This is a genomic window from Tamlana sp. s12, from assembly GCF_016767215.1.
Taxonomy (GTDB): Bacteria; Bacteroidota; Bacteroidia; order Flavobacteriales; family Flavobacteriaceae; genus Pseudotamlana; species Pseudotamlana agarivorans.
Genome location: NZ_CP068547.1, coordinates 3130399 through 3153612, shown reverse-complemented (window position 1 = coordinate 3153612; position 23214 = coordinate 3130399). Strand labels below are relative to the sequence as shown.

Annotated in this window: 13 protein-coding genes; 12 read left to right on the top strand and 1 reads right to left on the bottom strand. The window is 34.5% G+C overall.

The features are described from left to right. The first annotated feature begins 56 nt into the window (after window positions 1-56). From JJL45_RS13590 to mazG, 11 genes are all read left to right on the top strand, one after another. Window positions 57-2012, top strand: a complete 1956-nt coding sequence (locus tag JJL45_RS13590) for a peptidylprolyl isomerase (protein ID WP_068601991.1) — start codon at window positions 57-59, stop codon at window positions 2010-2012. Window positions 2013-2017: 5 nt separating this feature from the next. Next, window positions 2018-2869 (top strand): peptidylprolyl isomerase, encoded by an 852-nt coding sequence (locus JJL45_RS13585; RefSeq protein ID WP_068601992.1) that lies wholly within the window; start codon window positions 2018-2020, stop codon window positions 2867-2869. Next, window positions 2832-4286: a peptidylprolyl isomerase gene (locus tag JJL45_RS13580; protein WP_068601994.1), complete on the top strand. Its 1455-nt coding sequence runs from the start codon at window positions 2832-2834 to the stop codon at window positions 4284-4286. The genes JJL45_RS13585 and JJL45_RS13580 overlap by 38 nt, the downstream gene beginning before the upstream one ends. A 3-nt stretch (window positions 4287-4289) precedes the next feature. Further along, a complete protein-coding gene (locus JJL45_RS13575) occupies window positions 4290-5243 on the top strand; it encodes an AAA family ATPase (protein ID WP_068601996.1) in 954 nt (317 codons plus the stop codon). A gap of 564 nt (window positions 5244-5807) precedes the next feature. Next, on the top strand, window positions 5808-8585 hold the full coding sequence (locus JJL45_RS13570; protein ID WP_068601998.1) for a bifunctional aconitate hydratase 2/2-methylisocitrate dehydratase: 2778 nt from the start codon (window positions 5808-5810) through the stop codon (window positions 8583-8585). Between the two features lie 310 nt (window positions 8586-8895). Further along, complete coding sequence (locus JJL45_RS13565; RefSeq protein WP_068602001.1) at window positions 8896-14394, top strand: alpha-2-macroglobulin family protein; 5499 nt, start codon at window positions 8896-8898, stop codon at window positions 14392-14394. 26 nt (window positions 14395-14420) lie between these two features. Then, on the top strand, window positions 14421-16745 hold the full coding sequence (gene pbpC, locus JJL45_RS13560; RefSeq protein ID WP_317191950.1) for a penicillin-binding protein 1C: 2325 nt from the start codon (window positions 14421-14423) through the stop codon (window positions 16743-16745). A 124-nt stretch (window positions 16746-16869) separates the two neighbouring features. Then, window positions 16870-19140 carry an aconitate hydratase gene (locus tag JJL45_RS13555; protein ID WP_068602005.1) on the top strand — a complete coding sequence of 757 codons (2271 nt, stop codon included), beginning with the start codon at window positions 16870-16872 and terminating at the stop codon, window positions 19138-19140. A 182-nt stretch (window positions 19141-19322) separates the two neighbouring features. Further along, complete coding sequence (locus tag JJL45_RS13550) at window positions 19323-19994, top strand: Crp/Fnr family transcriptional regulator (protein WP_068602007.1); 672 nt, start codon at window positions 19323-19325, stop codon at window positions 19992-19994. Between the two features lie 111 nt (window positions 19995-20105). After that, complete coding sequence (locus JJL45_RS13545; protein WP_068602009.1) at window positions 20106-20984, top strand: anti-sigma factor; 879 nt, start codon at window positions 20106-20108, stop codon at window positions 20982-20984. A gap of 166 nt (window positions 20985-21150) precedes the next feature. After that, entirely contained in the window at window positions 21151-21924 is a 774-nt protein-coding gene (mazG, locus tag JJL45_RS13540; RefSeq protein ID WP_068602011.1) for a nucleoside triphosphate pyrophosphohydrolase, read from the top strand. Here the strand turns inward: mazG and JJL45_RS13535 are convergent, their stop codons facing one another. After that, window positions 21925-22077: an SsrA-binding protein gene (locus tag JJL45_RS13535; protein WP_067145926.1), complete on the bottom strand. Its 153-nt coding sequence runs from the start codon at window positions 22075-22077 to the stop codon at window positions 21925-21927. Between the two features lie 107 nt (window positions 22078-22184). Here JJL45_RS13535 and JJL45_RS13530 point away from each other — a divergent pair, with 107 nt between their 5' ends. Next, window positions 22185-23129 (top strand): calcium/sodium antiporter, encoded by a 945-nt coding sequence (locus JJL45_RS13530; protein ID WP_068602012.1) that lies wholly within the window; start codon window positions 22185-22187, stop codon window positions 23127-23129. The last annotated feature ends 85 nt before the right edge of the window (window positions 23130-23214 follow it).

The window sequence follows — 23214 nt, the reverse complement described above, 5'->3', positions numbered from 1 at the left end:
CTTGCAATCTACGTTAATATTGCTATTTTTGTATCCTTTGAAAATAATTTAACTCTATGAAATTGAAATATTTTTTTCTATTTTTTTCTTCTTTTATGGCCTTTAATGCTTTGGCTCAATCTACTGAAGAAGACGTCTTATTTACCGTAGGAAATGATCCAGTATATGCTTCGGAATTTATTAGAGTGTACCAAAAAAACTTAGATCTGGTTCAAGATGAATCACAAAAAGATGTTGATGAATACTTAAAGCTTTTTACCAGCTATAAGTTGAAAATTAAGGAAGCAAGAAGTCAGGGTTTTCATGAAAAACCAGGCTATAAAAAAGAACTAGAAAGCTATAAAAAACAACTTGCAAAGAATTATATTTCAGATCCTAAAGTTACCGATGCATTGGTAGAGGAGGCCTACGAGCGTATTACTGAAGATGTAAACGCCAATCATATTCTGGTAAAGGTAGCCGAAGATGCGAGTCCAGAAGACACTTTAGCAGCTTATAATAAAATTGTAAAACTGAGGGAGCGTACCGAAAAGGAAGGCTTCGAAAAAGTTAGAAAAGAAGTACATAATGGAAAAACCATTTATGGTGAGACTTTAGGATATTTTTCTGGGTTTAAAATGGTATATGCTTTTGAAACCGTGGCTTACAATACTCCTGTTGGAGCGACATCTCAGCCTTTTAGAACGCGATTTGGATATCATATTTTGCATGTTATCGATAAGCGAAAATCTGAAGGTGAACGTGAAGTAGGGCATATCATGATTACTACAGGACAAGAAGCGAACGATTCGATTGTCCGTCAAGCTGAAGAGAAAATTAATGAAGTTTATGCTAAAATTAATCAAGGGGATTCTTTTGAGGCTTTAGCAAAGCAATTTTCACAAGATGCTAATTCAGCAGAAAAAGGAGGGAAATTACGCCCTTTTAGTCGCGGACAAATAAGTGCTGAAGCATTTGAAAATGTCGCATTTAACCTGAAAAATGAAGGTGATATTTCCAAACCGTTTCAAACAAAATTTGGATGGCATATTATTAAGTTGTACCAAATTATTCCAGTTCCTGATTTTGAAACGATGAAACCGGAGCTTGTAGAAAAAGTGAAACGAGATTCAAGATCTAAAATTATTGATCAGGCTCTAATAGATAGCTTAAAGAAAAAATATAATATTGATGACACACAAGTGCCATTATCTTATTTCGAATCAATTTTAAACGAGAATTATTTTAAAAACTCATGGGGACTTCCTAGCAATTTTTCTTCAGAAAAGGTTTTCCTAAACATTCAAGAAGAGCAAATTTCTTATAAAGAATTCGGTGATTATCTTTTGAAAACTCAGCGTCAATCAAGAAAAAAAAATCCTCTTAATGATCTCGTAGAGGAAAAATATCAAGCCTTTTTAAAAGATCAATTAATCGAATATCAAGAGGCGCATTTAGAAACTGAAAACGAAGAATATGCTGCCGTAGTTCACGAATACAGAGACGGACTATTGTTGTTCGAACTTATGGAAAACACGATTTGGAACACGGCTCAAACCGATTCTTTAGAAGTGAAAAAATATTATGAATCACACCAATCAGACTATAACTTTCCTGAACGTATTGATGCGGTAATTGCTTCTTCTTCTAAGAAAAAAGACTTAAAAACGGTTTCTAAATTATTGGAGCAAAATGAAGATGTAGAAACGATTAAGTCAGCGGTAAATAAAAACGGTGATGTTAATGTTATCTTTACCTCTGGTGTAGTGGAAGCCGACCATCAAGGACTACCAAAGAATTTCGAATTTAAAAAAGGTGTTTCTAAAATTTTTAAACACAATGATGCTTATGTGGTAGTTCAGGTTAAAGACGTTTTTCCTAAGAAACAAAAAACATTTGAAGAAGCAAAAGGATTGGTAGTTAACGATTACCAAACTCTAAAAGAAGAAAAATGGATTGGTAGTTTAGAAGAAAAGTATGAAGTTAGAGTGAACCAGGACGTTTTCAAAAAAGTAAAAAATCAACTTAAATAAAAAGGGTGCGCATTAGAATTAGTTTATTATTGCTTGGGTTGTTGGTAGTTTCTTGTGGTTATTTTAATAAATCAGAAGAAATTGATGCTGTGGCTCGTGTTAATACCAGTTATTTATATCACGATGATATTAGTGGCTTGGTTCCCGCCGACGCTTCAGAAGCAGATAGCATCTTAATTGTCCATAATTTTATTAATCGTTGGGCAACGCAACAATTGCTTGTTGATGGTGCCATGGTAAATTTAAGTCAGGAAAAACAGGACGCTTTTAATAAACTTGTCGTTCAGTATAAAAATGATTTATACACCAAAGCTTATGTTGAAGCACTTGTAAAACGCAGTATAGATACCCTTGTAACTATTGACGAGGCTGACAGTTATTACGAGGAAAATAAAGAAGTTTTCAAACTAAACGAAGAACTTATAAAATTCCGATACATTCATGTTGATGAAAATATCATCAATTATAACGATATAAACGAACGATTTCAGAGGTATAGCGAAAATGATAAAAAAGTATTAGATTCCATCTCTATTCAGTTTAAATCTTATTCCTTAAATGATTCAATTTGGATTAAGTTGAGTCAGGTGGTAAACAAAATTCCAGCGGTAAATTCTGAAAATAAAGACGAACTGTTAAAAAAATCTAATTTTATACAGCTCAAAGATTCATTAGGAGTATATTTGATGCAAATTAATGATGTTTTACTGCGTAATAATACTGCCCCGTTAGAGTATGTTAAGCCTACTATTGATCAAATCGTGATTAATAAACGAAAGCTAGAATTAATTAAAGAGTTAGAAAAAGATATCACAAAAGATGCCATTAAAAATAAACAATTTGAAATTTATAAATAATTTGAAGCATATATGGGTTTTTAGCATGACTTTCCTTTTTGTAGGAGTTATGACTGGCCAAGAAATTATTGAAGATGAGGTGCCAGAACAAGTCGTTACTAAGGTTGATACAACCAAAACTCAAAATGCGAGAAAGATTGATGGCGTCGCAGCAGTGGTAGGAAATTATATCGTTTTAGATTCTGATATCAAAAAAGAAAGAGAGCAAGTTAAGGCTGCTGGAGGTTCTTTAGAAGGGGTAGATGATTGTGAATTATTTGGTTTGATGTTAGAGCGTAAATTATATGCCCACCACGCGATTCAAGACAGTCTTCCGGTTTCGGATGCCGAAATTCGAAAAAATGTAGATTACCAAATTGAACAGTTTTTACAACAAACCAACGGTTCCATGGAAAAACTTTTAGAGTTCTATAATAAAGAGGATGAAAAAAGTTTTAGGGATGATATGTTTGAAATTAATAAGGCCAATGAGTTGGCTAATAAAATGCAGGCACATATCGTAGAAGAAGTTGAAATTACTCCTGAAGAGGTTAGAACTTTTTTTAATAGCCTCCCTGAAGACGAACGTCCAACTTTTGGGGCTGAACTTAAAGTAGCACAAATCGTTGCCGAGCCTCAAGTTTCAGAAGAAGAGAAGCAAAAAATTATAGACCGCCTAAAAGGTTTCAAAAAAGATATTGTTGAGAACGGTGCAAGTTTCCGTTCTAAAGCGGTGTTGTATTCTGACGATCCAGGATCGGCAAGTAAAGGTGGAAAGTATACGTTGAATAAGAAAAAACCTAAAATGGTTAAAGAGTTTAGACAAGTAGCTTTTTCTTTAGAGGAAGGTCAGATTTCAGAGCCCTTTAAAACTGATTATGGGTACCATATTATTATGCTTGAAAAGATTAGAGGTCAAGAATATGATGTTGCACACATACTTCTAATTCCTAAGGTTTCCCAAAAAGCCATTGACGAAGCAAAAGAGCGCTTAGAGAAAGTTAGAAAGCGTATTATAGATGGCGATATTTCATTTGCTGAAGCCGCAAAAGAGGTAAGTGATGAGAAGGAAACTAAAAATGATGGCGGACAATTAATTAACCCAACAACACAAGATTATAATTTTGAACTTACTAGAATGGATCCTGAGTTATATGCTCAAATTCAAAACTTAAAGGATGATGAAGTAAGTTTGGTTTTAAAAGAAGAAGATAGAACAGGAAAAGTAAAGTTTAAAATTTTAAAAGTAACCGATAGAATCGACGAGCATAAAGCTGATTATGGTAGGGATTATTTAAAAATTAAAGAGTTAGCGCTAGATCAGAAAAAGATTAAAGCGATTGAAGAGTGGCAGGATGAACATATTTTAGATACCTATATTAAAATTAGCGGTGAGTTTAGAAATTGCGATTTTACTGGAAATTGGTTAAAAAAATAAAATATGTCAGACGTAGCAGCACTAGAATCATTCGTTAAACAATTCAAAAATTTAAAATCCGAAATAGCTAAAGTTATTATTGGTCAGGATGAAGTTGTTACTCAAATTTTAATTTCCATATTTTCTGGAGGCCATGCCTTGTTAATTGGAGTACCTGGATTAGCAAAAACTTTAATGGTAAATACCATTGCACAGACGCTAGGTTTAGATTTTAAACGCATTCAGTTTACGCCAGATTTAATGCCTAGTGATATTCTTGGGAGTGAAGTGTTAGATGAAGATCGTCGCTTTAAATTCATAAAAGGCCCTATTTTTTCTAATATCATTTTGGCGGATGAAATTAATAGAACGCCTCCAAAAACGCAAGCGGCATTATTAGAAGCCATGCAAGAACGCGCGGTAACCGTTGCGGGACATCATTATAAACTTAGTTTACCTTATTTTGTATTAGCGACTCAAAACCCTATCGAGCAGGAAGGTACTTACCCATTACCTGAAGCACAGTTGGACCGTTTTATGTTTGCGATTCATTTAGATTACCCAACTTTCGATGAAGAAGTTGAAGTTATTAAATCAACCACTACAGATAATACCGTTAAGCTGAATACTTTGTTTTCTTCAGAAGAAATTATACAATTTCAACATCTTATTAGAAGAATTCCAGTAGCCGATAATGTGATTGAATACGCCGTAACTTTAGTAGGTAAAACTAGACCAAACTCTGATGCAGCACCAGAATTAGTGAAAAAATATATCGATTGGGGAGCAGGGCCTCGAGCGTCTCAAAACTTAGTATTAGCCGCAAAAACACATGCCGCTATAAAAGGTAAGTTTTCTCCCGATATAGAAGATATTCAAGCAGTGGCATTTGGTGTACTTAGACATAGAATTATTAAAAACTACAAGGCAGAAGCAGAAGGTGTTTCCGAAGCACAGATTATTGCCAGTTTATTTTAAGAGGTATCCCATTTAGTTTTATCCATTACTTAGAGCGCGTGCTTTTCTAATATATTCCTGGTCTTATGCTGTAATACAATTTTCATAGGTCTTAAAATATTATATTGACTTTTTCTTTATATTAATCGTCAAATACTCGTTTTCCAAAAAACAGATGACTTCTTCAGGTATTTAAAAGCATAAATTTTAATGAAGAAATACATTGGGAAATTCGACCAGTATGAATAATCAACTTCTAAATAAGGTTTAAATACAAGAAATCAAAATTAATTAAGGTGTCACTATTGTCAATTCGGTAATTATTTATGAATATTTATGTCAAAAATTAAATGATTTTAAATAATTATGACACAATAATAATTTGGAAGTATTACTTATCGTATAAGAGGAATTCCTTTTAAAAATAAGGTTTTTATTTTGTATTTTGCGAAGCCTAAAAAAATAAATGGCCTTTAGGTCGCTTGCTTTATTGTGTCACAGTAAATTCGAGTTCTACATAAGAATAATTTAACAGCTGTTAAATTATGACCTACAAGTAATGCCAAACCAGATTAATTCTATTTTATGAATATTTATAACGATTATCTCAAGGAGATTGAAGAAAGAAAAGAACAAGGTCTTCACCCTAAGCCAATTGATGGTGCAGAATTATTAAGCGTAATTATTGAGCAAATTAAAGATGTAGATAATGAACACAGAGAAGATTCTCTAAACTTCTTTATCTATAACGTTTTGCCTGGAACCACAAGCGCTGCTGGTGTAAAAGCTAAATTTTTAAAGGAAATCATTCTTGGAGAGTCTGTTGTTAAAGAAATCACTCCTACTTTTGCTTTAGAGCAATTGTCACATATGAAAGGTGGTCCATCAATTGGAGTACTTTTAGATATTGCACTTGGTGATGATGAAGCTCTCGCTAAAGAGGCTGCTGAAGTTTTAAAAACTCAAGTTTTCCTTTATGAAGCTGATACTGCTCGTTTAGAAGCAGCTTATAAAGCAGGAAATAGTATCGCTAAAGAACTTATTGAAAGTTATGCTAAAGCAGAATTTTTCACGAAGCTTCCTGAAGTAGAAGAAAAAATTGAAGTGGTTACTTTTATTGCCGGTGTAGGTGATATTTCTACCGATTTATTATCTCCTGGAGGTGATGCCCACTCAAGATCAGATCGTGAGTTACACGGTCAATGTATTTTTGAGCATAATAAAGCACAGCAAGAAGAACTTAAAGCCTTACAAGCGCAACATCCTGATAAACGTGTAATGTTAATTGCCGAAAAAGGAACAATGGGTGTAGGTTCATCTAGAATGTCAGGTGTAAATAATGTGGCTTTATGGACAGGTGTTAAAGCTAGTCCGTACGTACCATTTATAAATATTGCTCCAATTATTGCTGGAACAAACGGTATTTCTCCAATTTTCTTAACGACTGTAGGTGTAACAGGAGGTATTGGAATCGATTTAAAAAACTGGGTTAAAAAGACCGATGCGGAAGGCAATGTTATTAAAGATGAAAATGGCGATCCTGTTTTAGAAGAAAAATACTCTGTAGCTACAGGAACAGTACTTACTGTTAATACTAAAGAGAAAAAATTATACCACGGTGACCAAGAATTAATTGATATTTCAGCGTCATTAACACCTCAAAAAGTGGAGTTTATTAAAGCTGGAGGATCTTATGCTGTTGTTTTTGGTAAAAAACTTCAAACGTTTGCATCTAAAGTTTTAGGAACAGATGTTATTCCGGTATATGCACCATCAAAAGAAATTTCTATTGAAGGTCAGGGACTCACTGCTGTTGAAAAAATATTTAATAAAAATGCTGTAGGAACAACGCCAGGTAAAGTATTACACGCTGGGTCTGATGTTCGTGTTGAAGTTAATATTGTAGGATCTCAAGATACTACAGGATTAATGACATCTCAAGAATTAGAGATGATGGCAGCGACTATTATATCTCCTATTGTTGATGGGGCATACCAATCAGGTTGTCATACCGCTTCAGTTTGGGATAATAAATCTAAAGCTAACATTCCAAGATTGATGAAATTCATGAATGATTTTGGATTGATTACAGCGCGTGACCCTAAAGGGAAATATCACGCGATGACCGATGTTATTCACAAGGTATTAAATGATATCACTGTTGATGACTGGGCCATTATTATTGGTGGAGATTCTCACACGAGAATGTCTAAAGGTGTGGCTTTTGGAGCAGATTCAGGAACCGTAGCCTTAGCACTTGCAACTGGTGAAGCGTCTATGCCAATTCCACAATCGGTTAAAGTAACTTTTAAAGGTGAAATGTTACCTTACATGGATTTCCGTGATGTGGTACACGCTACACAACAACAAATGCTTTCTCAGTTTGGTGGAGACAACGTATTCCAAGGTCGTATTATTGAAGTACACTTAGGAACATTAACTGCCGATCAAGCCTTTACGTTTACAGATTGGACTGCAGAAATGAAAGCTAAAGCATCGATTTGTATTTCTGAAGATGCTACTTTAATTGAATCTTTAGAGATCGCTAAGAGTAGAATCCAAATCATGATTGATAAGGGAATGGATAATGATCTTAACGTGCTTAAAGGTTTAATTGCGATTGCCGATAAGAGAATTAATGAAATTAAAACTGGAGAAAAACCAGCTTTAACTCCAGATGCTAATGCGAAGTATTTTGCTGAAGTAGAAATTGATCTTGATGAAATTCAAGAGCCAATGATTGCCGATCCAGATGTAAATAACGAAGATGTTTCTAAACGTTATACGCATGATACGATCAGACCATTATCTTACTACGGTGGAACGAAGCAAGTAGATTTAGGTTTTGTTGGATCTTGTATGGTTCACAAAGGAGACATGAAAATATTAGCTCAAATGTTGAAAAACATTGAAGATTTACATGGTAAAGTGGAATTTAAAGCACCTTTAGTTGTTGCTCCTCCAACATATAATATTGTTGATGAGTTAAAAGCAGAAGGAGATTGGGAAGTATTACAAAAATACTCTGGTTTCGAATTTGATGATAACGATCCTAAAGCAGCTGCACGTACGAAATACGAAAACATGCTTTATTTAGAGCGTCCAGGTTGTAACCTTTGTATGGGTAACCAAGAAAAAGCTGAGCCAGGTGATACGGTAATGGCGACTTCTACACGTTTATTCCAAGGTCGTGTGGTAAAAGATTCTGGTGAGAAAAAAGGTGAATCTTTATTATCATCTACACCAGTTGTTGTATTATCAACTATTTTAGGAAGAACTCCTGATTTAGTAGAATATCAAGCTGCTGTAAAAGGTATCAACCTTACAAAGTTTAAGCCTTCAAGCAAGTTGTTAGTGGTGTAATTAGCACACTGATTTCTTATAAATATAAAAGCCTGAGTTTTTTTACTCGGGCTTTTTTGTTCGCTAAATTAAGATATAGGCATTTCTCTTTTTCTCTACATCGAGGATGTACAAGCTTCTTATTGATTCTCGGGATATATTTTTAAAATTCCTACAATTTGAATGTAAATTATGTAGGTTTTTTCTTAGTTTTGCAAGCTTGTAAAATACATGAGTTTTTAATGATGGTCAATTTAAAATGAAATAACAAGTCCGTCAATATAAATTATCGTGTTTTTAAAATAAGTAAACCAAACTCAACCATAATTTCATGAAATATTTTTCTGTAGTAGTAGCGTTAGCTATTCTGTTTTTTACTGGATGTAAAGACGATTCAAGTGAAACTTTAAACAACATTCAAAAGTTTAAAGATCATATATTTGAAGTATCCACTGGAATTATTTCTACTAAATCGGACATTAAAGTGGTTTTAATTAATCCGATGAAAGATGTTTCTTCTGAAGTTGAGTTAGACAAAAGTATTTTAAAAGTGTCTCCGAAGGTTTCAGGTAAAGTTGTTGCACTAAACAATAGAACGATTGCCTTTATTCCTGATAATAAATTTGAATCAGATACTAGATATACGTTTACTTTAGATTTGGGAGCGCTTCAAGACGTAAGCAGTGAATATGAAAGTTTTGTTTTTGACGTAAAAACAATCAAACAGGATTTTCAAGTGGTTACAAATAATTTAGAAAGTTACTCTAGAGATTGGCAGTATTTAAATGGCACTTTAAGATCTAGTGATGTAATTTCAAAATCAGTAGCAGAAAAGTTAATAACGGCTAAACTTAAAGGTAAATCCTTACCGGTAAAAATCCTAAATGAGAGTTTAGAGGACAATTATTTTAAATTTAAAATAGACAGTATCAGGCGTTATGAAAAGGATAGTTACCTTGAAATAGAATGGGATGGTAGTGAGTTTGATATCGATACAGAAGGTGATTATACCTTTAATGTTCCAGGTAAAAACAATTTTAAAGTTGTCGATATCAATGTTTTTGATGAAAAGAATAAATACATAGAAATTAATTTTTCCGATCCCATAAAAAAGGACTTTAACATAAGTGGTTTTATAACTGTTGAAGGCAAAAAAAGTTTATCATTTTCATTTATTAACAATGTGGTTCGTGTTTATGTAGGTCATTTGGAAGAAACCAAAACATTAACCATTAAAAGTGGTATTATAAACCAATATGGATATAAACTTAAGCGGTCTTTATCTAAAGAAATTAGTTTTGAAGAAATTAAACCCAATGTAAAACTATTACAAAATGGTACTATCTTACCAACTTCAGAAAACCTTAAATTTAATTTTGAAGCAGTAAACTTAAAGGCTGTTGATGTTACTGTTATTAAAATTTATGAAGATAATGTATTGCAATTTCTTCAAAATAATAATTTAAGAGATAGCACCGAACTTTTACGTGTTGCTAGACCCATAGCTAAGAAGACCATTAATTTAGCGAAATATAAAACCGATTTATCAAATTGGAAATCCTATTCAGTAGATTTAAAAAACATCATCAATCCCGATCCTGGTGCTATTTATCGTGTGGAACTTAATTTCAAAAAGAAATATTCTAATTATCAATGTGCAGGTGAGGACACTAGTGAAATTGAAGAAACTGTAATTAATTACGATCAAGAAGCTGCAGAGTCGAGTAATTGGGATAGCTCCTATTATAATGAAGGTAGTGATGAATATAGTTGGAGAGCATCCGATAATCCTTGCGAACATTCCTATTACAGAAATAAAAAAGTTAGTACCAATCTATTAGCGTCCAATATAGGTGTTATTGTAAAACAAGGGGCGGATAATAATTACTTTATAGCGGTTAGTGATATTATTACAACCAACCCCATTTCAGATGCCGAGGTTAAATTCTATAACTATCAGCAACAATTAATAGGGAAACAAAAAACAGACGCCGACGGTAAACTTGTATTTCCTATAACGTCAAAAGCATATTTTGCTGTAGTTACAAAAAACAAAGTAAGTACCTATGTTAAGTTAAATGATGGAAACGCTTTATCTGTAAGTAAATTTGATGTTTCAGGAGCTGAATTAAAACGAGGTTTAAAAGGTTTTATCTATGGTGAACGTGGGGTTTGGCGACCAGGAGACACCTTGCATTTATCCTTTATGCTTAATGATATTAAAAACAAATTACCTGAAAATCACCCAGTCAAATTAGAAGTTTTAGAACCTTCTGGCGCTTTGTATTTTTCAGAGATTAAAACCAATGGATTAAACAACTTTTACAAATTTACAGTGCCTATTAATGATGATAGCTATACAGGTTCTTGGATGGCTAAAGTGAGTGTTGGTGGTGCCGTATTTACAAAAAAACTAAGAATAGAATTTATTAAACCTAATAGATTAAAAATTAAAACTTCAATTCTAAATAAACTAATAACTAATAAAGAGGTTCAAGGAGACCTTGAGGCACTGTGGTTACATGGCGCTATTGCGAAGAATTTAAAGGCTGATGTGAATGTTACTTTTAGCCCAATAAAAACAACTTTTAAAGCTTTTCCTAGTTATGAATTTGATGATCCAACCAAGGTGTTTTCAGGAAATGAAAAGCAGGTTTTTAATAGTAAATTAGATGGTGGAGGCAAGGGGCAGTTTTCATTCAATCCTAATATAAGTCGTACGGCTCCAGGTTTATTAAAAGCCACATTTGTTTCTAAAGTTTATGAGGAGGGCGGTGATTTTAGTACGGATGCTTTCTCTGCAAACTGTTCGCCTTATACTTCTTATGTTGGAATCTTAACACCAAAAGGTGATGCTGCTCGAAATATGCTACTAACCGATACGAAACATAAATTTGAAGTGGCAACTGTAGATGGCTATGGAAAACCAACAGCTATTAAAGATATAAAAGTAAAGATTTTTAAAGTGAACCATAACTGGTGGTGGAATGAAGATGAAGATAACTTATCATCTTTTGATACAAGTTCTAACCATGAGGAAACGTTTTCAACTACGGTTTCTACAAATTCTGAAGGAAAAGCCACTTTCGAGTTTGAGTTGAAATATCCTGAATGGGGTCGCTATTTAGTATATGTCTTTAATAATGAGTCTGGACACTCCACAGGAAAAATGGTTTTTATCGATTGGCCAGGATGGGCAGGAAAGGCACGAAAAGGTGATCCTTCGGCGGCAACGATGCTTACTTTTTCAACCGACAAAGAACAGTATAAGGTAGGAGAGAAGGCACTTGTTACTTTTCCTTCATCAGGTTCTGGAAGGGCTTTAGTTACTATAGAAAATGGCTCGGGCGTGATGTCATCATTATGGGTAAAGTCTAAGAAAGGAGATACGAAGTTTGAGTTGCCAATTACGGAAGATATGACTCCCAATGTTTATATAAACATCAGTGCATTACAAAACCATAATAATACCCAAAACGATTTGCCTATTCGTACGTTTGGATTAAAAGGCATTCATGTTGAAAACCCTGAAACGCGTTTAGAACCTAAAATTTCCATGCCAGATGTTTTAGCACCAGAAAAAGAGGTGGCTATCAAAGTTGCGGAAGCTAATGGCAAGGCAATGACCTATTCTATCGCTATTGTAGATGAAGGTCTATTAGATTTAACCCGATTCAAAACCCCTAACCCCTGGGATACTTTTTATCAAAAGCAAGCATTAGGTGTGAAAACCTGGGATATTTATGATGATGTTATTGGTGCCTTTGGAGGAAAAATTAATCAAGTTTTTAGTATTGGTGGTGATGATATGCTTCAAGCAAGTAAGAATAAAAAAGCAAATCGATTTAAGCCCGTCGTTACTTATCAAGGGCCATTTAAACTAGATGCCGGTAAGAGTGAAACTCATAAAATCAAAATACCTAAATATATAGGCGCTGTTAAAACGATGGTGGTGGCTCATAATCCTGAAAAGGAGGCTTATGGTCATGCTGAAAAGTCTACGCCAGTTCGTAAACCTTTAATGGTATTGGCTTCTATGGCAAGAAAGGTGGTTCCTGGCGAAAAAGTTAGAATTCCAGTTACGGTTTTTGCTATGGAAAATAAAATTAAAAGTGCCAATATATCCATCAAAGTTAATAATGTATTTAAAGTCATTGGGAGGTCTACAAAAACAATATATTTTTCTGGTCCCGATGAAAAAATAGCATATTTTGATGTAGAAGTGCTTAAGGATGGTATTGGAAAAATTGATGTGAATGTTAGTGGACAAGGAGAAAAAGCATCTTATAGTTTAGAGCTAAATGCCTTTAATCCTAATCCAAAAACGATTGAATCTATAGCTGGTATCATGCAGCCTAAAAGCTCACAAACATTTGAATTTAATACTTTTGGTGTATCAGGAACCAATGAGGTGCAATTAGAAGTTTCTGCTTTTCCTTCCATTGATTTTACTAGCAGAATAGCCTATTTAATTGCTTATCCTCATGGATGTGTAGAGCAAACAACATCTGCTGCTTTTCCGCAGTTATTTATTAATGATATTTTTAAAATTTCGGATGCCAAGAAAGATAAAACTCAGTCAAACATTCAAATAGCCATAGATAAGTTATCTAAATTCCAAAAAGCCGATGGTGGCTTTTCATATTGGCAAGGTCAGAGTTTTGCAGATGATTGGGCTACGAGCTATGTTGGGCATTTCTTTTTGGAAGCTGAGAAAAAGGGGTATGTACTTCCGTTGGATTTCAAAACAAGATGGATAGACTATCAAGAAAAGGAAGCGAAGCGTTGGAGTGAGTCAGATAATCAATTGGCTCAGGCTTATCGATTGTATACGCTGGCATTGGCTCAGGAACCAGACAAATATTCTATGAATAGGTTTCGTGAATTGGCCATTCAAAATACATTAAATGATGTGTCGAAATTACGATTAGCCGCAGCTTATGCTTTATCTGGGAAACATAGCGTTGCTAAAGAATTAATTGGAGATTTTGATATTCATCAAGCTTTAGGCAGTATGGATGTAAGTGAAAGTAATTATGGCTCTAAACAGCGAAATTTAGCAATGATTTTAGAAACGTATATGCTTTTAGATGAACACTTAAAAGCCAAAACCATTGCGGATATTTTAGCAACTGAATTATCTAGCAATCAATATATGAGTACTCAAACGACGGCATATTGTCTTCTGGCCATGTCCAAATACGCCAATTATGTCGGGAATAAGGGTATTGACTTAATGTACAGTTTTAACGGACAAAAAATGCAATCTGTTAAAGCAGATAAAGCTTTAATACTTGAGGGCATTAAAGTTAATAAGGAACTTAATACCTTTAAAATTGAAAATAAAAATGATAATGTTATTTATGTAAGACTAGCTAATATGGGGATATTACCTATTGGAAGTGAAAAGATTATTCATAATAACTTGACTTCAGAAATAACTTTTACAGATAAATCAGGAAATCATATAGATGTTTCTAGTATCAGTCAAGGCACAAACTTTGTTGCCCATATTAAGTTAACGAATCTAACTTCAGCTAAAATAGATAACGTGGCGTTAAAAGCTCTTTTTCCTTCAGGATGGGAAATTATTAATACACGATTTAATATGGGAGCAAGTTTAAATTCTCAAATTACCCATGAAGATATTAGAGATGATCGGGTTAATTTTTATTTCGACTTAAATCCGAATCAAACAAAAAGGTTTAAAGTGTTATTAAATGCATCGTATTTGGGGAGTTATTATTTACCAGGGTTACAGGCAGAGGCTATGTATGATCAAAATTATTTTACCCGTGCAGAGGGGCATTGGGTTGAAGTAACGAAATAAAGATGTTAAGGCATATCAAATATTTTTTGATTAAGAATAAATTTAAAGTACTGGTATTACTAGTGGTGCTTTTAGGATATGCCTGTTGTTTACCAAATGAATTATTTGAAAGTCCAACTTCTACAATTTTAGAAAGTCGTGACGGGGAGTTACTTGGGGCATTAATAGCCAATGATGGACAATGGCGTTTTCCGAAGTTAGATTCGGTACCTAATAAATTTAAACAATGCATCACAACATTTGAAGATGCTTATTTTTATAAGCACCCTGGATTTAACCCTGTGTCAATGGTTAAGGCTTTTCAGGCAAACCTAAAGGCTGGCAAAGTTGTTAGAGGAGGTAGTACGATAACGCAGCAGGTTATCCGATTATCACGAAAAAATCAATCCAGATCTTATTTTGAAAAAGTTATTGAAATCATCCTAGCCACTCGATTGGAGTTAAGAGATTCTAAAGAAACCATATTAAATACCTACGTTTCAAACGCTCCATATGGCGGAAATGTAGTGGGCCTAGAAGCAGCTTCGTGGCGCTATTTTAAAACATCTCCTCATAAATTATCTTGGGGGCAGTGTGCGTTACTGGCTGTATTACCCAATGCACCTAGTTTACTTTATCCTGGAAAAAATTCTAAACAACTTATAAATAAAAGAAATGCATTATTAAAGAAATTATTTGACACCGGAGTCATTGATCAAACCACCTATGAATTATCCACAGAAGAACCGGTTCCAACTAAGCCTCAAATGTTGCCACAAATAGCTCCGCATCTTTTGCAAAAAATAGCAATGACCCAAAAAGGAGAACGTGTTATAAGTACTATTAATACGCATTTTCAAGAATTAGCGCTTCAGATTGTTAATAGACATCATAAGCAACATGCCCAAAACGGCATTCATAATATGGCAGTGTTGATTTTAGATGTAAAAAGCAAAAAAGTGCTTAGCTATATTGGAAATACAAATACCAAAAAACAGCACCAAAAAGATGTTGATATTATTCTCGCACCAAGAAGTACAGGTAGTGTTTTAAAACCTTTTTTGTACATGGCTATGTTAGATGCAGGTGAGTTATTACCTGAAACATTGTTAGCGGATGTCCCTACAACGATAGGGAACTATAAGCCAGAAAATTTCAGTCTTAATTATTTAGGGGCTGTTTCAGCTAAAGAAGCGCTTGCTAGATCGCTAAATATACCTGCAGTAAGGATGTTACAAGATTTTGGCTTAACGAGATTTTATGATGTATTACAAAAATTAGAGTTGTCCCATATAAATAAGGGGGCAGATCATTATGGGTTGTCAGTAATTCTTGGAGGTAGCGAATCAAGTTTGTGGGATATATGCAATGCCTATTGTAATTTGGCTGGTACGTTAAATCATTTTAATGAAAATTCGAGTCAGTATTACACCAATGAATTTCAAAAAGCTGGTTTTTCCAGTGATTTTCAACCGAATTTAGGAGCATTAAATTTTGACAAAGATGTTTTTAACGCTGGCAGTATTTATTTCGGTTTTGAAGCGATGAAGGAACTAAATAGACCTAGTGCTGATAATTCATGGCGCCATTTTGAATCTGCACAAGAAATCGCATGGAAAACAGGTACCAGTTTTGGTAATCGCGATGCTTGGAGTGTAGGTGTGACATCGAATTATGTCGTTGGAGTATGGGTTGGAAATGCAGATGGTGAAGGTAGGTCAGGGATGACGGGCGTCGCTACAGCAGCTCCAGTAATGTTTGATGTGTTTGATGCTTTGCCAAAATCAGCATGGTTTTTAAAACCTATAGACGATTTGGTAGAAGCCAAGGTTTGTGATAAAAGCGGTCAGCTAGCCTCCGATATTTGTCCGTATACGATTAAACAAATCCCCTTAAAGGGATTGGATAGCGGCTTGTGCATGTATCATAAGCTGGTTTATTTAAACAAAGATCGGACCTACAGAGTTAATGCTTCTTGTGAAAGATTAGATGATATGGTTAAAACCTCACAATTTGTACTACCTCCATTAATGGCTTGGTATTATAAAACTAATCATGACGATTATAAATATTTACCACCTTTAAAAGCAGGTTGCGAAGGAGAAGAAACCCCTGTGATGGCGTTTACAGAACCATTAAACACGAATACTATAATCGTACCCAAGGGCATTTCTGGAGAAAGAAATAAAATTATTTTTAAAATAGCCCATACCAACCCGGAAGCTCAAATTTACTGGTATTTGGATAACCAGTTTTTAAAGGTGACACAAAATTTTAATGAATTAGCCATCCATTTAACTTCAGGTTATCACACGGTTACTGCCTTAGATGAAAAAGGGAATAGTATTGCGAAAAGAATCATTGTAAAATAAAGAGCCTCCAATAGTTAAGTGATAGCGTTCAAAATGCCTTCGATAAAGCAAAAGAAGAACTTTAAATATCCTGCTTTATTTCGTATATTGTAATATTTAATAAATCAAACTTAAAATATATTATATGGCATTTGATATAGACATGATCAAGGGTGTTTACAAGAATATGGCAGAACGCGTAAATAAAGCTCGCGAAATTGTTGGTAAACCCTTAACGCTTTCAGAAAAGATTTTATACGCCCACCTGTGGGAAGGTAATCCAACCAAAGCTTTCGTTAGAGGGAAAGATTATGTGGATTTTGCTCCAGATAGAATCGCCTGTCAAGATGCAACAGCTCAGATGGCTTTGTTGCAATTTATGCAAGCTGGAAAAGCAAAAGTTGCCGTGCCAACAACGGTGCATTGTGATCACTTAATTCAGGCCAAAGAGGGTGCTGCGAAGGATTTAAAACATGCCAATACGGTAAGTAGTGAAGTTTTTAATTTCTTGGAATCTGTTTCTAATAAATATGGTATTGGTTTTTGGAAACCAGGTGCTGGAATTATCCACCAAGTGGTTTTAGAAAATTATGCCTTTCCAGGAGGTATGATGATCGGTACCGATTCACATACAGTAAATGCTGGAGGTCTAGGTATGGTGGCCATAGGTGTTGGAGGTGCTGATGCTGTTGATGTTATGGCTGATATGGCTTGGGAATTGAAATTTCCTAAATTGATAGGTGTGAAATTAACTGGTAAATTATCGGGTTGGACAGCACCAAAAGATGTGATTTTAAAAGTAGCTGAAATTCTTACTGTAAAAGGTGGAACAGGAGCTATTGTTGAGTATTTCGGTCCGGGTGCAACGGCCATGTCTTGTACAGGAAAAGGAACCATTTGTAATATGGGAGCAGAAATTGGTGCAACCACATCAACTTTTGGTTACGACGAGTCTATGGAACGTTATTTACGTGCTACAGACCGTGCCGATATTGCCGATGCTGCCAATGAAATTAAAGAACACCTAACGGGTGACCCTGAAGTTTATAATAATCCAGAGCAGTTTTTTGATGAAGTTATTGAAATAAATTTATCAGAATTAGGTCCTTTATTAAACGGACCCTTTACGCCAGACTTATCTACTGAGGTAGGTGCTTCGATGACTGAAAAGGCTAAAGCTAACGATTGGCCTATAAAGGTGGAGTGGGGCTTAATAGGGTCTTGTACCAATTCATCTTATGAGGATTTGTCAAGAGCTTCTTCTATAGCGCAACAAGCCTTAGATAAAGGATTAAAAATTAAAGCAGATTTGGGTATTAACCCGGGGTCTGAGCAAGTACGTTATACTGCTGAACGCGATGGGATTCTTCAAATTTTTGAGAACTTAGACGCTAAAATATTTACAAACGCCTGCGGACCGTGTATCGGGCAATGGGCAAGGTATAGCGATCCTAAAAACGCACCTAAAAATAGTATCGTACATTCTTTCAATAGAAATTTTGCGAAACGTGCCGATGGAAATCCAAATACACACGCTTTTGTAGCTTCACCAGAAATAACGGCTGCTATTGCGATAGCAGGACGATTGGATTTTAATCCGATTACAGATAAGTTGATTAATGAAAATGGTGAAGAAGTCATGTTCGATGAACCTACAGGATGGGAATTACCTCCAAAAGGGTTTGCTGTTGAAGACAATGGTTATTTAGAGCCCGAGGCCGATGGTAGTCATGTAGAAGTTAAAGTAAAAGAAGACTCTGAAAGATTACAATTGTTAACACCGTTTGAACCTCTAGGAGATAGTATCACAGGTGCGAAATTATTAATTAAAGCCTTTGGTAAATGTACTACCGATCATATATCTATGGCAGGGCCTTGGTTACGTTTCCGCGGACATCTAGATAATATTTCTAATAACTGTTTAATTGGGGCCGTGAATGCTTATAACGACAAAACCAACTTCGTTAAAAATCAATTAACTGGTGATTATGGAGGTGTACCGGATACGGCAAGAGCTTACAAGGCTGCAGGAATAAAATCTATTGTGGTGGGTGATCACAATTATGGTGAAGGTTCATCTCGTGAGCATGCTGCTATGGAACCAAGACATTTAGGTGTGGCTGCGGTTATTGTTAAATCATTTGCTCGTATTCACGAAACCAACTTGAAAAAACAAGGGATGTTAGGTTTAACATTTGCTAACGAATCCGATTACGATTTAATTCAAGAAGATGATACTTTTAACTTTTTAGATTTAAATGAGTTCGCTCCCGACAAGCCTTTAACGCTTGAAATTGTTCACGCCAATGGGTCTAAAGATGTGATTACTTTAAATCATTCTTATAACGATGCTCAAATAGAATGGTATAAGGAAGGTTCGGCTCTTAATTTGATAAAAAAGCAAAACGCAAAATAGTTTAAATCATATAAATAAACGAATTCTACTTTAGTAGAAAACTAATATTATAAAAAAGTCACCAATAAAGGTGACTTTTTTTGTAAGTAAAAACTGTTTTTGTCGTCAAAATATTCAAACTAAAACAAATCTGTTTTGAAATTACGGTTAAGTAATTCAGAATTAGAAAAAACAAACTTTTTATGGAGCATCTTTGGTATTTGGATGATGTTAACGTTTTTAAAATATTATGTCCGCATAAATTTAAGTCTTACAAAGCATGTCATAATTTTGATGTTTTTCAACCTAGAGATTATATATATTTTGAAAAGGATCATTCATGTAAAATGTTTCTAATAGAAAAAGGTAAAGTTAAAATAGGGTATTATACTGCGGAAGGAGATGAAGTTGTAAAAGCAGTACTAAGAAAAGGGGATGTTTTTGGTGAAAAAGCCCTTTTAGGAGAAGAAGAACGTAATGAATTTGCTCAAGCTCTGTTAAAGGATACTGTAGTTTGCTCCATGAAAGTTTCTGTTTTACATGATTTAATGCGAGACAATAAAACCTTTTCCCTAAAAATATATAAACTCATAAACTTCCGGATAAGAAAATTAGAGCGCCGACTTCAGCTCTTGTTATTTAAAGATGTTCGTACTAGATTAATGGAGTTTCTTCAGGAGCTATGTGATGAATACGGTGTTTGTTGTGAAAAAACAGGTACGGTGAAAATTAGCCACCCCTATACTCAAAAGGATATGGCTAGTTTAATAGGGACTTCAAGACCTACTATTAATACTATTATGAATGAACTTCGCGATGAAAATCTCATTGAATTTAATAGAAATGAAATATTAGTTTTGAAAAAAACGAGCTAAATTATCTTTTTTTATACAAGGATATGGAAGTTTTAAGGGTTATGTAAGCTAGCTTACATTTTAAGTTCTTTTTAGATTTTATTTTTGATAAGAACTAAAAATAAACACATTATGAATAAGAACTTAAAACTTTTAGCATTGTTTAGTTTAGCATTAAGTTTAACTTATTGCTCAAGCAATGATGATGATTCATCAAGTACAACCAATTTAGATTTAAATATAAGTGGTTTAGAAAAATTAGGAACCGATTATGTTTATGAAGGTTGGATTATGGTCGATGGTAGCCCGTTAACTACAGGACGGTTTACGGTGAATGATAGTGGAGAATTATCGCAATCTAGTTTTCCAATGATGAGCGAAGATTTATCTACTGCAACTGCATTTATTTTAACTATAGAACCTGCTGTTGGAGATGATCCAGCACCGAGTAAAACAAAACTGTTAGCAGGAGATTTTTCAGGAGATACCGGAGCATTGTCTATTTCACACGCTGCTGCCTTTGGAAATAATTTTGATACTGCTTCAGGTGATTATATTTTAGCGACACCTACTAATGGTTCCAATAATGATGAAAATAGCGGTATCTGGTTTTTAAACTTGTCATCGGGGAGTCCAAGTGTAGGTTTAAATTTACCAACGTTGCCTGAAGGATGGAAGTATGAAGGTTGGGGTGTTCAAGGACAGCCTTTAACTACTGGAGCTTTTACAATGGTTGATGAGGCCGATGATTTTGACGGCTTCAGTGGAACCATGTCAGGCCCTCCTTTTCCAGGTGAAGACTTTTTAATGAATGCACCAACAGGTGTTAGTTTTCCTTTAGATTTAGCAGGAGGTGTTGCTGTAATTTCGATAGAACCTTACCCGGATAATAGTCCTGCTCCTTTTCTGTTAAAACCATTGGTTGGTAATATTCCTAGCGATGCCATGGATCATGTTACCTATTCGATGTCACAAAACTTAAATTTTCCGACAGGAACAGCATCAAGATAAATTTGTTTTAACTTATAATAAAAAAAAGTCGTCTTAATTAGACGACTTTTTTTTTGTTAAATGATTTATTTGGTTCGTTTATAATCGACCTCGTGTCGCGCTCTTTTCTTTGAAGGCATCCATCATAAATAATTTATAATTGTATTTTTACCAAAAATCAAGACCTATGAATTCTAGAGAGAATCAGCTTAAAGCCTTCGACCGTTTATTAACCATTATGGATGAACTTCGTGAACAATGTCCGTGGGATAAAAAACAAACCATGGAAACTTTAAGGCATTTAACTATTGAAGAAACCTACGAACTCGGTGATGCAATTTTGGATGGTGATTTAGAAGAAGTAAAAAAGGAGCTTGGAGACGTGCTTTTACACATCGTTTTTTATTCTAAAATTGGTAGTGAAACCAATGATTTTGATATCGCTGATGTGTGTCATGAGATTTGTGAAAAATTAATTCATAGACATCCTCATATTTATGGTGATGTTAAAGTTGAAAATGAAGCTGATGTCAAAAGAAATTGGGAGAATTTAAAACTTAAAGAAGGTAAAAAAAGTGTTTTAGAAGGCGTGCCTAAAAGTTTACCTGCGCTTGTAAAAGCAAATAGAATTCAAGAAAAGGTAGCTGGAGTAGGATTTGATTGGGAAGAACCAAATCAGGTTTGGGAGAAAGTAGAAGAGGAGCTTGCTGAATTTAAGGATGAAGTTGAAAAAGGTGATCAAGACGCTATGGAAAGTGAATTTGGTGATGTCCTTTTTTCTATGATAAATTATGCAAGATTTGTAAATATTAACCCTGAAAATGCTTTAGAGCGCACCAATAAAAAGTTTCAGAAACGGTTTCAATATCTTGAAGAAAAAGCAAAAAGTTTAAATAAACCTTTAAAGGAAATGACTCTTGCCGAAATGGATGTGTTTTGGGAAGAAGCTAAAACGATTTAATTAGTCAAGTGCTCTTTTGGTAACATACCAGCGCCAACCTATAATAGCAAGCTGTATCTTATTGGCTTTTGAAATATCTAACTGTTTTTTAGAATAACTAGGAAGAACAGCCTTGTTTACTTTCGCTAAAAATTTAAAAAATTGCTTCTTCATATTTCAAAAATACTAAAACTAAAAGGACTCTAATAGTTTCTAAATGAATTACACATACTTTTAGATGATAATCGGTATTATATTATCTTCGCAATAAAAAATATTATATGAGTATTGTATTGGTGATTTTAGGTTTTATTTTGTTAGTGATTGGTGGCGAGTTTTTAGTGCGTTCATCGGTAGCACTTTCTTTTAAATTTAACATCTCTAAAATGGTTATTGGAATGACGGTGGTGTCTTTTGCAACCTCTGCCCCAGAATTGTTGGTAAGTGTCCAGGCGGCCTTTTCTGGGTCACCCGCTATCGCCATTAATAACGTGATTGGTTCTAATATTGCTAATATCGGATTGGTGTTAGGAATTACCGCTTTGGTAAGCGCTATAGATGTAGATAGTTCTTTTTATAAGCTTAACTGGCCTGTCATGATGGTGTTTTCAATAGCCTTATATTATTTTTTAAGTAATGATATGGTGTTATCCATGTTGGAAGGAGGTGTGCTGTTTGCAGGACTTATTTTATTTCTTGTGGTTTTAGTGAGGAGTGCTAGAAAAGATGTAGTTTCCGATGAAGTGGATGAGACTCTAGCAGTGGTTTCAAATTTTAAAATTATTATTTGGTTATTGATAGGAGCTGCAGCGCTTTATTTTGGAAGTGAATGGCTTGTTGAAGGATCAAAAGAAATAGCACTTGCCATGGGAGTCAGTGAGGCTGTAATAGGCGTTTCTTTGATTGCCATTGGTACTAGTGTGCCTGAATTGGCTGCTTCGGTTATTGCGGCCGCTAAACAAGAAAAAGCCATTTCATTAGGGAATTTAATAGGCTCTAATATATTTAATATTGGCTCGGTTTTAGGATTAACAGCACTGGTGAAACCTATTCCGGTGACTGCTCCAGAAATTCTTACCAACGACATTTTATGGATGCTTGGTTTTGCTGCTGTATTAGTTCCGCTCATTTTCTTGCCTAAAAAACTTAAAATAAACAGAATAAAAGGTCTCGTTTTAGTCGCGGCCTACGGCGTGTTTATGTTTTTAATATTTACGAATAAATAGCTTACTTAATATTAAATTAAGTCAAAAATAAAAGGCTAACATGATATCATGTTAGCCTTTTATTATGAACAAAACAATGTTGTTG